Annotated in this window: 7 protein-coding genes and 2 pseudogenes; 5 read left to right on the top strand and 4 right to left on the bottom strand. The window is 71.4% G+C overall.

Going from position 1 to position 12,233, the window contains the following annotated elements; translation table 11 throughout:
- Positions 1 to 42 precede the first annotated feature (42 nt).
- Positions 43 to 471: pseudogene (locus AC5WS8_RS05255) on the bottom strand (membrane-associated oxidoreductase); the annotation flags it as partial.
- 44 nt (positions 472 to 515) lie between these two features.
- The gene (locus AC5WS8_RS05250; protein WP_496102092.1) at positions 516 to 1,196 is read right to left on the bottom strand and encodes a SanA/YdcF family protein; all 681 of its coding nucleotides are present in this window, start codon (positions 1,194 to 1,196) and stop codon (positions 516 to 518) included.
- A gap of 159 nt (positions 1,197 to 1,355) precedes the next feature.
- On the opposite strand from AC5WS8_RS05250, the gene AC5WS8_RS05245 reads away from it, so the two are divergent.
- The 5 genes and pseudogenes from AC5WS8_RS05245 to AC5WS8_RS05225 all read left to right on the top strand — a co-directional run.
- A complete protein-coding gene (locus AC5WS8_RS05245) occupies positions 1,356 to 2,240 on the top strand; it encodes a sirohydrochlorin chelatase (RefSeq protein ID WP_496102091.1) in 885 nt (294 codons plus the stop codon).
- Between the two features lie 91 nt (positions 2,241 to 2,331).
- Positions 2,332 to 3,705, top strand: a complete 1,374-nt coding sequence (locus AC5WS8_RS05240; RefSeq protein ID WP_496102090.1) for a deoxyguanosinetriphosphate triphosphohydrolase — start codon at positions 2,332 to 2,334, stop codon at positions 3,703 to 3,705.
- A 126-nt stretch (positions 3,706 to 3,831) separates the two neighbouring features.
- Positions 3,832 to 5,097, top strand: coding sequence for an NAD(P)/FAD-dependent oxidoreductase (locus AC5WS8_RS05235; protein ID WP_496102089.1), 1,266 nt, complete (start codon positions 3,832 to 3,834; stop codon positions 5,095 to 5,097).
- 47 nt (positions 5,098 to 5,144) lie between these two features.
- Positions 5,145 to 7,049 (top strand): DNA primase, encoded by a 1,905-nt coding sequence (dnaG, locus tag AC5WS8_RS05230; RefSeq protein ID WP_496102088.1) that lies wholly within the window; start codon positions 5,145 to 5,147, stop codon positions 7,047 to 7,049.
- A gap of 267 nt (positions 7,050 to 7,316) precedes the next feature.
- Positions 7,317 to 8,459 (top strand): annotated as a pseudogene (locus AC5WS8_RS05225) (RNA polymerase sigma factor); the annotation flags it as partial.
- Positions 8,460 to 8,530: 71 nt separating this feature from the next.
- Here AC5WS8_RS05225 and AC5WS8_RS05220 read toward each other — a convergent pair.
- Entirely contained in the window at positions 8,531 to 10,459 is a 1,929-nt protein-coding gene (locus AC5WS8_RS05220; protein WP_496102087.1) for an ABC transporter ATP-binding protein, read from the bottom strand.
- Positions 10,459 to 12,192 carry an ABC transporter ATP-binding protein gene (locus AC5WS8_RS05215; RefSeq protein WP_496102086.1) on the bottom strand — a complete coding sequence of 578 codons (1,734 nt, stop codon included), beginning with the start codon at positions 12,190 to 12,192 and terminating at the stop codon, positions 10,459 to 10,461. Before AC5WS8_RS05215 ends, AC5WS8_RS05220 begins: the two co-directional genes overlap by 1 nt.
- Positions 12,193 to 12,233 lie beyond the last annotated feature (41 nt).

Below are 12,233 nucleotides of genomic sequence, written 5' to 3'. Positions count from 1 at the left end.
CCGCCGGGCCGGGGACGGCGTGAGGTCCCGGACCCCCGCTTCCTACTGCCGGTTCAGCGAACGGGTGGCGCCCGCCGCGATCGTCGTCGCCAGCACCCAGCCGGTGGCGATCAGCAGGTACGACAGCCACTGGTACCAGCCCCGCGGCGCGTACGCGCCCTCCTGGCCGAAGTCGATGATCGGCAGCAGCAGGTCCAGGGTGTAGAAGAGCGGGTTGAACCCGGGCGCCTCGGAGGGCTTGAGCGCGGGCGGGCGGTGCAGCGCGAAGGCGAGCGTGCCGGTGCACAGCAGCACCAGCAGCCAGCCCGCGGCCCGCATCGGGCGGAAGCCGTAGCCCACGGCGGCGTCCTGCACCCAGCCCCACAGCCGGGCGTACCGCGGCAGGGTGCGGCGGTGGCGGCGGAGCTTGGCCAGCTGGACGGTGCGGGCGGCGGCGTCGTCCCCCACCGTGCGGTACGCCGTGGTCAACTCCCACACCCGGCGCTCCGCGGGCGTCAGATCCGTGATCTCCACGCTCAGTCCCGTGCCCCCGCCAGCGCCTGCGCGACCCCCTGCTCCTTCGGTCCGAGGAACGTCGGATCCGGGTGGAACAGCGCGTCCAGGGCCGCCTTGTCCGCCGCGAAGACCTCCCGGGTGCCGCCGTAGTACCAGGTCACGTCGTGCTTGTCCTCGACCCTCACGCCGTACGACGTCACGCCCGCCGCCCGGCACAGGGCGATTGCGCGGCGGATGTGGAAGCCCTGGCTGATCAGGACGGCCCGGTCGACGCCGAAGATCTTCTTCGCCCGGACACAGGAGTCCCAGGTGTCGAAGCCGGCGTAGTCGGTCACGACCCGCCCGCGCGGTACGCCGTGCCGTGCCAGGTACGCGCGCATGGCGTCCGGCTCGTCGTAGTCCTCGCGGCTGTTGTCCCCGGTGACCAGGACGACCTTGACCCGGCCCGCCCGGTACAGGTCCGCCGCCGCGTCCAGGCGGTGGGCGAGGTACGGCGACGGCTCGCCGTCCCACAGGCCCGCGCCGAAGACGACGGCGACCTCGGTGCGCGGCACATCGGCGACGGTGCGCAGCCGGCCGCCCGTGGTCAGGTACAACCAGGTGGCCGGCAGCAGCGCCAGCACACACAGCGCGACCAGGACCTGCACGGCCCTGCGCTGTCCGGCGCGCGTGCGCGGCAGTCCCGGTCTGCGGATCTTCATGCCCAAGGGGACGCGGCGGGGGGGCGATCCGGTTTCGCGCGGCAGCCGGGAGTGGGCAAGCCTTCTCACACCCCCCGCCCCCGCACCGTGAAACGCCGGAAAACAACGCGGTCACGGCCGCGCAACGGCGTGGCAACCTCCTGCCCTCAGGATCGGTGCATGACGCCGTCGAATCCTCCTCGCGACGAGCCCCACCCCCGCTCCGGCGCCCACCTCGACAGTACGGCCCAGCTCATGAACCGGATCACCAGCCAGCTCGGCAGCCGGCTGAGGCACGTCTCGCTCCACGGCAGCCGACGCCCCGCCCGGCCCGCGCTGGTCCTCGTGGCGCACGGCAGCCGCGACCCGCGCGCCCTGGCGACCGTGCGCACCCTCATGGAACGGGTCCGCGAGCTGCGCCCGCACCTGCCGGTGCGCCTCGGGCACATCGAGCTGAACGAGCCGCTGCTGCCCGACACCCTCGCCTCCCTCGGCGAGGAGCCCGCCGTTCTCGTACCGCTGCTGCTCAGCCGCGGCCACCACGTCAAGCAGGACATCCCCGAGGCGGCGGCAGCGGCCCGTGCCCACACGCGCGTGGCGGCCCCGCTCGGCCCGCACCCGCTCCTCGCGGAGGTCCTGTACGCCCGGCTGGTCGAGGCAGGCTGGCCGACCGGCCCGAACGACGCCCGGCACCGCAGCAGCGCGGTGGTACTGGCCGCCGCCGGCTCCCGCGACCCCGAATCCGCCGTCGACACCCGCCGCACCGCCCGGCTCCTCGCCGAGCGCCTCGGTGTCCCCGTCGTCCCCGCCTACGCCTCCGCGGCCACGCCCACCGTGCCCGAGGCGGTCCGCGCGCTGACCGCCCGCGGCCGCCACCGGATCGCCGTCGCCTCGTACTTCACCGCCCCCGGCCGCTTCCACACGGAGTGCTCCGAGGCCGCACCGTGGATCGCCGCCGCTCCTCTCGGGGCCCACGCGGCGATGACCCGACTGGTGCTGCACCGCTACGACCAGGCCCTCGCGACAACCGAGGCGGCCACGGAAGCCGCGCTGGCGACGGCCTGAACCACGCCTGACAGCGCGGCGGGACCTGACGCCCCGGCGAGAAGCGGACGACGACATCCCGATTGTCCGTGGCTGCGATTACTGTCAGGTCATGGAAGGGATCGCACCGAAGGACCACGAGACCCCCACACGCTGCGAGAACGGCTCGGCGTACGACGCGTCGGACACCGAGCGCTGGGCCGCCGAGCCCGACAAACGGCCCGGCCGCACCGCCTTCCAGCGCGACCGCGCCCGCGTCCTGCACTCGGCCGCGCTGCGCCGTCTGGCGGGCAAGACCCAGGTCGTCACCCCCGGCACCCGGAGCGAGGCCTGGGACGCCAGCCCCCGCACCCGCCTCACCCACTCGCTGGAATGCGCCCAGGTCGGCCGGGAGCTCGGCGCCGCCCTCGGCTGCGACCCCGACCTGGTGGAGGCCGCCTGCCTCTCCCACGACCTCGGCCATCCGCCCTTCGGGCACAACGGCGAACAGGCGCTGAACGAGTTCGCCCACGACTGCGGCGGCTTCGAGGGCAACGCCCAGTCCCTGCGCCTGCTCACCAGGATCGAGCCCAAGCGGTTCGTCCCCCGGGTCAGCACCGGCGAGCTCGTCAGCGTCGGCCTGAACCTCACCCGCGCCGTCCTCGACGCCGCCACCAAGTACCCGTGGCCGCGCGGCGCCCACCCCACCGACCCCGCCTCCGCGAAGTTCGGCGTCTACGAGGACGACCGCGCCGTCTTCGACTGGTTCCGCAAGGGCGCCCCCGGCCACCGGACCTGCTTCGAGGCCCAGGTCATGGACTGGTCCGACGACGTGGCCTACTCCGTGCACGACTTCGAGGACGGCCTGCACGCCGGGTACCTCGACCCGGGCGCCCTGCGCGCCGAGCCCGAACGGCAGGCGGTCTTCGCCGTCGCCCTCGGCCGGTACGTGCCCGCGGACACCGACCCCGAAGAGCTCGCCGAGGCCCTCGACCGGCTCCTCGCCCAGCAGTGGTGGCCCTGCGGCTACGACGGTTCGGCCATCGCCCAGGGCCGTCTCAAGGACGCCACCAGCCAGCTCATCGGCCGCTTCTGCCTGGCCGCCGAGGCGGCCACCCGGGCGGCATGGGGGCACCTCCCGGGCCGTTCGGGCTCGGGGGGAGGCGGCGGGCGCCTGAGCAGATACGCCGCCGAGCTGGTCGTGCCCCGCAGCACCCGCATGGAGTGCGCGGTCCTCAAGGCGGTCGCCGACCTGTATGTGATGCAGCGCGCCGAGCAGGAGCGCATCCGTGCCGGCCAGCGTGTCGTCGTCGCCGAACTGGCCGAGGCGCTCACCGCCCGCGCGCCCGACGGGCTGGACCCGCAGTTCCGGGCACTGTTCGAAGAGGCCGCCGACGACCGTGCCCGCAAACGGGTGATCGTCGACCAGATCGCCTCGCTCACGGACGCCTCGGCCGGCTCCCTGCACGCGCGGCTGACGGGGCGCACGCGATCCGGACACGACTGAACATGACGGCGGCACGTGACGGCCGGTCGTGCCCCTCCCCGGCCTGATCGGGGCACCCCCTCTTCCCGCAGCCCGCTCCCGTGCGGGAGGCTCGCACATGGCGACATCCTTACGAGGAGGCATCAAGTGGTCGACGCGGATGAGACATTCGTCATCGTCGGAGGAGGTCTCGCCGGCGCCAAGGCGGCCGAGACGCTCCGGGAGGAGGGCTTCACCGGCCGCGTGATACTGATCTGCGACGAACGCGACCACCCCTACGAACGGCCTCCCCTCTCCAAGGGCTACCTGCTCGGCAAGGAGGAGCGCGACAGCGTCTTCGTCCACGAGCCCGCCTGGTACGCGCGCAACGACATCGAGCTGCACCTCGGCCAGACGGTGGACGCCGTCGACCGCGCCGCGAAGACGGTCCGCTTCGGCGACGACGGCACGCTCGTCCACTACGACAAGCTGCTCCTCGTGACCGGCGCCGAGCCCCGCCGCCTGGACATCCCCGGCACGGACCTCGCCGGTGTCCACCATCTGCGCCGGCTCTCCCACGCCGAGCGCCTCAAGGGCGTGCTCACGGCCCTCGGCCGGGACAACGGCCACCTCGTGATCGCGGGCGCGGGCTGGATCGGCCTGGAGGTCGCGGCGGCGGCCCGCGAGTACGGCGCGGAGGTCACCGTCATCCAGTCCGCGCCGACCCCGCTGCACCACGTCCTCGGCCCCGAGCTGGGCGAGCTGTTCACGGAGCTGCACCGCGACCACGGGGTCCGCTTCCACTTCGGGGTGCGGCTCACCGAGATCGTCGGCCAGGACGGCATGGTGCTGGCCGCCCGCACCGACGACGGCGAGGAGCACCCCGCGCACGACGTGCTCGCCGCGATCGGCGCGGCCCCCAGGGTCGCTCTCGCGGAGGCGGCGGGGCTGGAGATCGCCGACCCGGTGTACGGCGGGGGAGTGGTCGTCGACCAGCAGCTGCGCACCTCCGACCCCGACATCTACGCCGCCGGCGACGTGGCCTCCTTCCACCACCCCCTCTTCGGCACCCGGCTGCGCGTCGAGCACTGGGCGAACGCGCTGAACGGCGGCCCGGCCGCCGCCCGCGCGATGCTCGGGCGCGAGGTGACGTACGACCGGGTGCCGTACTTCTTCTCCGACCAGTACGACGTGGGGATGGAGTACTCGGGCTGGGCGCCGCCCGGGACGTACGACCAGGTGGTGATCCGGGGGGACGCCGGCAAGCGGCACTTCGTCGCCTTCTGGCTGAAGGAGGGCAGGGTGCTGGCCGGGATGAACATGAATGTGTGGGACGTCACGGACCGGATCCAGAAACTGATCCGGGAGCGGACGGTGGTGGATCCGGATGCGTTGGCGGACCCGGGGGTACCGCTGGAGAGCCTCACCTCGTGATCCGACATGAGCCGCCCCCTGTCACACCACCCCCGTAGAATCTCCTCGTGGCAGGACGGATCAACGACGAGGACGTGAAGGCGGTACGGGACGCGGTCCCGATCGACGCCGTCGTGTCCGAGTACCTCCAGCTGCGCAACGCCGGCGGGGGGAACCTGAAGGGGCTGTGCCCCTTCCACGACGAGAAGTCGCCGTCCTTCCAGGTCAGCCCCGGCAAGGGACTGTTCCACTGCTTCGGCTGCCAGGAGGGCGGCGACACCATCACGTTCGTGATGAAGGTCGACCACCTGTCCTTCTCGGAGTCGGTCGAGCGGCTCGCCGCCCGCGCGGGCATCACGCTGCGGTACGAGGAGGGCGGGTACAACCCCACCCATCAGCGCGGCGAACGCATCCGCCTGATCGAGGCGCACCAGCTGGCCGCCCAGTGGTACGCCGAGCAGATCGACGCGAGCGCGGAGGCCGAGGCGGGGCGGAAGTTCCTGGCCGAGCGCGGCTTCGACCAGGCCGCCGCGGTGCACTTCGGCGTCGGCTACAGCCCGCAGGGCTGGGACCACCTCACCCGCTATCTGCGCGGCAAGGGCTTCAGCGACAAGGAGCTGCTCCTCTCCGGTCTGTCCCAGGAGGGCCGCCGAGGCCCCATCGACCGTTTCCGCGGCCGGCTGATGTGGCCGATCCGGGACATCGGCGGCGACGTGGTCGGCTTCGGCGCCCGCAAGCTCTACGAGGCGGACACCGGCCCGAAGTACCTCAACACCCCCGAGACGCCGATCTACCGCAAGTCCCAGGTCCTGTACGGCATCGACCTGGCGAAGAAGGAGATCGCGAAGACCAGCCGGGCGGTGGTCGTCGAGGGCTACACCGACGTCATGGCCTGCCACCTGGCCGGCGTCACCACGGCCATCGCGACCTGCGGCACGGCCTTCGGCGGCGAGCACATCAAGATCCTGCGGCGGCTGCTGATGGACAACGGCAGCGCGCGCGTCATCTTCACCTTCGACGGCGACGCGGCCGGTCAGAAGGCGGCCCTGCGGGCCTTCGAGGACGACCAGAAGTTCGCCGCCGAGACGTACATCGCGATCGCGCCGGACGGCATGGACCCCTGCGACCTGCGGCTCGCCAAGGGGGACGAGGCGGTCGCGGACCTGGCGGAGCCGCGGACGCCGCTCTTCGAGTTCGCGCTCCGGCAGATCGTCGGCCGCTACGACCTGGAGACCCCCGCGGGCCGGGCGGCCGCGCTGGACGAGGCGGCACCGGTCGTGGCCCGCATCAAGAACAGTGGCGCCCAGCACGAGGTCGCGGTCCAGCTCGCGGGCATGCTCGGCATCCTGGACACGCAGTTCGTGGTCAAGCGGGTGGCGCAACTGGCCCGTTGGGCGCGCGACCGGGGCGGCAGGGGCCCGGCGCCGACGGGACAGCGCCCGGCGCAGCACTACGAGGCGGCCCCCCGCCCGGCCGTCTCCGGCCCGGCGCTCACCCTCCGCAACCCGGTCTACGCCACCGAGCGCGAGCTGCTGAAACTCGCCCTCCAGCGACCGGAGTTGGTGTCGCCCGCGTTCGACGCCTACGGGGGCGACGAGTTCACGGCGGCGCCGTACGCGGCCGTACGGCAGGCGATCATGGAGGCGGGTGGCGCCGAGTGGGGCGCGCAGGACCCGCAGGAGTATCTGGTCCGGGTCCGCGAGGCGGCGCCCGACGACGCGGTGCGCGCCATGGTCACGGAACTGGCGGTCGAGGCGATCATGCGCAGGACGGTGGACGAGGTGTACGCCGGCACGGTCCTGGTCACGGTCCGCCGCCGCGCGGTCGAACGCCGGATCCGCGACATCCAGTCCACCCTGACCCGCCTGGGCACGCACGGCGACCCGGCCCAACTGGCCGCCGTGCAGAACGAACTGTGGGTGCTCCAGCAGTACGACCAGGCATTGCGGGAGCGGGGGGCGGCGGCCCTCTAGCCGGTGTGCCGCCCCTGAGTGCGGCAGCGTAACCACCCGGTCACGGACCGGACTCAAAAAGTGGGCGCACAACCCTCGTGGCGGCGATGTGTCGTACTCCACACTGGGTTCCGGTGCCTGAGAGCCCCGAACAAGATGGGCGACCGCCCCGCGAGCTGATCGGACTCCCATTGTGTTCGGGGCTCTGAGTCCTCGGAGCGCGGCCGGCCCGCCCCGCGGTTCCGCTCACCGACGTACCGCTGCCGCACGCCTGAAGCAGCGACACCCCTGGAGGTCGCCCCCGTGCAGACCCGGACCCTCACACAACCGGACATCGTGAACGGCGAGCCGGACGCGGAGGCCGATGTCCTCCCGGCGGCGCCTCCGCGGAACCGGCTCGCGCACGGCCCCGAGACGGAGCCCGAGCCCGAGCCCGAGCCACCGGGCCCCTCCGAGCTGGACGAGCCGTCAGAGCCCGCCGAGGCCGTGGAGGCCCTCCGCGACCGTGCCGACACCGGTGGCCCCTCCTCCGACCTGTTCCGCCAGTATCTGCGCGAGATCGGCCGGATCCCCCTGCTCACGGCCGCCGAGGAGGTCGAACTCGCCCGCCGTGTCGAGGCCGGCCTGTTCGCCGAGGAGAAGCTCCTCAACAGCCCCGACCTGGACACCCGGCTCGCACTCGACCTGGACCGGCTGGTGGTCATGGGCCGCATGGCCAAGCGGCGGCTGATCGAGGCCAATCTGCGCCTCGTCGTCTCCGTCGCCAAGCGGTACGTCGGCCGCGGGCTGACCATGCTGGACCTGGTGCAGGAGGGAAACCTCGGTCTGATCAGGGCCGTCGAGAAGTTCGACTACGCCCGCGGCTACAAGTTCTCCACGTACGCGACCTGGTGGATCCGCCAGGCCATGTCCCGCGCCCTCGCCGACCAGGCCCGCACCATCCGCGTCCCGGTCCACGTCGTCGAGCTGATCAACCGGGTCATCCGCGTCCAGCGCCGCATGCTCCAGGAACGCGGCTACGAACCGACCCCGGACGAGGTCGCCGCCCATCTGGAACTGCCCAGCGAGCGGGTGAGCGAGGTGCTGCGGCTCGCCCAGGAGCCGGTCTCGCTGCACGCTCCCGTGGGCGAGGAGGACGACGTGGCCCTGGGCGACCTCATCGAGGACGGCGACGCGGCCAGCCCGGTGGAGTCCGCCGCGTTCCTGCTGCTCAAGGAACATCTGGAGGCCGTCCTGTCCACGCTCGGCGAGCGGGAGAGGAAGGTCGTGCAGTTGCGCTACGGCCTCGTCGACGGCCGCCCCCGCACCCTGGAGGAGATAGGCCGCATCTTCGGCGTCACCCGCGAACGCATCCGTCAGATCGAGTCCAAGACGCTGAACAAACTGCGGGACCACGCCTTCGCGGACCAGCTCAGGGGCTACCTCGACTGAGGGGGCCGCCCGTTCGGGCGGCCCCCGGCGAGCAGTCGGTCGGTCCGCCGGCCGACCAGTTGACCGGTCGGTCAGTCCACCTCGGCCACAGCCTGGGAGAACTGCGCCTTGTACAGCCGCGCATAGGCCCCGTCCGCGGCCAGCAGCTCCGTGTGCGAGCCCTGTTCGACGATGGACCCGTTCTCCATCACAAGGATCGTGTCGGCGTCCCGGATCGTCGACAGCCGGTGCGCGATCACGAACGACGTGCGCCCGTGCGCCAGCTTCGCCATCGCCTTCTGGATCAGCACCTCCGTCCGCGTGTCCACGGAACTCGTCGCCTCGTCCAGCACCAGGATCACCGGATCCGACAGGAACGCCCGCGCGATCGTGATGAGCTGCTTCTCGCCCGCGCTGACCCCCGCCCCCTCGTCGTCGATCACGCTGTCGTAGCCGTCCGGCAGCGTACGGACGAACCGGTCCGCGTGCGCCGCGCGCGCCGCCTCCTCGATCTCCGCGCGCGTGACCTCCCGCGAGGCGCCGTAGGCGATGTTCTCCGCGATCGTGCCGCCGAACAGCCAGGTGTCCTGCAGCACCATCCCGATCGAGGACCGCAGCTCGTCGCGGGACATCTTCGCGATGTCGACCCCGTCGAGCGTGATCCGCCCGCCGGTGACGTCGTAGAAGCGCATGAGCAGGTTGACGAGCGTGGTCTTGCCCGCTCCCGTCGGGCCGACGATCGCGACCGTCTGTCCCGGCTCCACCTTCAGCGACAGGTTCTCGATGAGCGGCTTCTCCGGGTCGTAGCGGAACGACACGTTCTCCAGCGCGACCCGCCCGCGCAGTTCCTCCGGCCGCAGCCCGGGCGCGGGGTCGGCCGACTGCTCCTCCGCGTCCAGCAGGTCGAAGATCCGCTCCGCCGACGCCACACCCGACTGCACCAGGTTCGCCATCGACGCGACCTGCGTGAGCGGCATCGAGAACTGCCGCGAGTACTGGATGAAGGCCTGCACGTCACCGATCGACAGGGCGCCCGACGCGACCCGGAGACCGCCGACCACCGCGACCAGGACATAGTTCAGGTTGGAGATGAACATCATCAGCGGCTGCATCACACCGCTGTTGAACTGCGCCCGGAAACCCGCCTCGTACAGGGCGTCGTTCTGCTCCGCGAACTGCTTCGCCGACTCCTCCTGCCGCCCGAACACCTTCACCAGCGTGTGCCCGGTGTACATCTCCTCGATGTGGGCGTTCAGCTTGCCGGTGGTGCGCCACTGCTGCACGAAGTGCGGCTGCGACCGCTTGCCCACGCGGGTCGCGACGAAGAACGACAGCGGCACGGTCACCAGGGCGACCAGCGCCAGCAGCCACGACACCCAGAACATCATCGTCAGCACGCCGACGATCGTCAGCAGCGAGTTGATGAGCTGGCCCATCGACTGCTGCAGCGTCTGCTGGATGTTGTCGATGTCGTTGGTCGCGCGGCTGAGCACCTCGCCGCGCTGCCGCTGGTCGAAGTACGACAGGGGAAGCCGCGACAGCTTCCCCTGCACCTCCTCGCGCAGACGGTAGACCGTCTTGTTGATGGCCCGGTTGGAGAGCCTCGTCGACACCGCCATCAGCAGGCCGGCCACCAGGAACGTGCACAGCGCGAGCAGCAGGACGTTCCCCACGGCACCGAAGTCGATGCCCTTGCCCGGGGTGAAGTCCGTACCGGAGAGCATGTCGGCGATGCCGCCCTGGCCCCGCTTCCGCATGGAGTCGAGGACCTGCTCCTTGCTCAGCCCGGCCGGCATCCGACGGCCGATGATCCCGGCGAACACCAGGTCCGTGGCCCTGCCCAGGATCTTCGGCCCGACCACGGACGACCCGACGCTCAGCACGCCGCAGAACAGCATCGCGATCATGGTGGGGCGTTCGGGTCTGAACTGGGCCAGGAGCCGTTTCCCGGACCCCCTGAAGTCCATCGAGCGCTGGTCGGGGCCGCCCCCGCCCATCATCCCCCGCATGGGCCCTGCCATCAGGCAGCCTCCGCTTCCGTGAGCTGGGAGAGCACGATCTCCCGGTAGGTCTCGTTGTCCGCCATCAGCTCGTGGTGGCGGCCTGCGCCGACGACGCGGCCCTCGTCCAGGACCACGATCCGGTCGGCGTCCCGGATGGTCGCCACCCGCTGGGCGACGATGACGACGGTCGCCTCGGCGGTCTCCCGGGCGAGCGCCGCCCGCAGGGCAGCGTCGGTGGCGTAGTCGAGTGCGGAGAAGGAGTCGTCGAAGAGGTAGATCTCCGGGCGCTGCACCAGGGTGCGGGCGATCGCGAGACGCTGCCGCTGGCCGCCGGAGACATTGGTGCCGCCCTGTGCGATGGGGGAGTCGAGCCCGTTCTCCAGCTTGGAGACGAAGTCCTCGGCCTGCGCCACCTCCAGCGCGTGCCACAGCTCCTCGTCGGTGGCGTCCGGATTGCCGTAGCGCAGGTTGGTGGCGACCGTGCCCGCGAACAGGTAGGGCTTCTGCGGGACCAGACCGACCGTCCTGGCCAGCAGCTCCGGGCCGATCTCCCGCACGTCCACGCCGTCCACGAGGACCGCGCCCTCGGTGGCGTCGAACAGGCGGGGGATCAGCCCGAGCAGGGTGGACTTGCCGCTGCCGGTGGACCCGATGACGGCCGTGATCTCGCCGGGCCGCGCCACCAGGTCGATGGCCTTGAGCACCGGCTCCTCGGCACCCGGATAGCGGAAACCGGCGCCCCGGATCTCCAGATGACCGCGCCGGCGCAGTTCGGTGACGGGCGCGGCGGGAGGCACGACGCTGGAGGAGGTGCCGAGGACCTCCTGGATGCGTTCGGCGCAGACCTCCGCGCGCGGCACCATCATGAACATGAAGGTGGCCATCATCACGGACATGACGATCTGCATCAGGTAGGCGAGGAACGCCGTCAGGTCGCCGATCTGCATGCCGCCGCTGTCGATGCGGTGGGCACCGAACCAGACCACGGCGATCGAGGAGAGGTTCACCACGGTCATCACCATGGGGAACATCAGCGCCAGCGTGCGGCCGGTGGCCAGGGACACCTCGGTGAGCTCGGTGTTCGAGCCCTTGAAGCGGTCCTTCTCGTAGTCGTCGCGGACGAAGGCGCGGATGACCCGGTTGCCGGAGATCTGCTCGCGCAGCACCCGGTTCACCGTGTCCAGGCGGACCTGCATGGTGCGGAACAGCGGCCTCAGCCGGCGCACGATCAGGGTCACGCAGACGCCGAGCACGGGCACCACGGCGACCAGGACACCGGACAGCGGTACGTCCAGGCCGAGCGCCAGGACGATGCCGCCCACGCACATGATCGGCGCCGACACCATCAGGGTGAACGTCATCAGGACGAGCATCTGCACCTGCTGCACGTCGTTCGTGGTGCGGGTGATCAGCGACGGTGCGCCGAAGTGACCCACCTCACGGGAGGAGAACGACTGCACCCGGTCGAAGACGGCCGCCCTCATGTCCCGGCCGACGGCCGACGCGGTACGGGCTCCGAAGTAGACGGCGCCCATGTTGCACACCACCTGGCACAGCGAGACCCCGATCATGAGGCCGCCGAAGGTGAGGATGTAGTCCGTGTCCCCCTTCACGACACCGTTGTCGATGATGTGCGCGTTCAGGGTGGGCAGGTACAACGTGGCGCAGGTCTGCAGGAACTGCAGCAGCACCAGCAGGGCTATCGGTTTCTTGTACGGACCCACATGGGTCCTCAGAAGTCGTATGAGCACGCGTGGTCTCTCGGAGTGGTCGACGAAAGGGGAGGCGGACG

The sequence above is a fragment of the Streptomyces sp. PTL18 genome, assembly GCF_059510295.1.
Note: the sequence above shows the minus strand (reverse complement) of the source record. Positions and strands in the feature narration are given on the sequence as shown.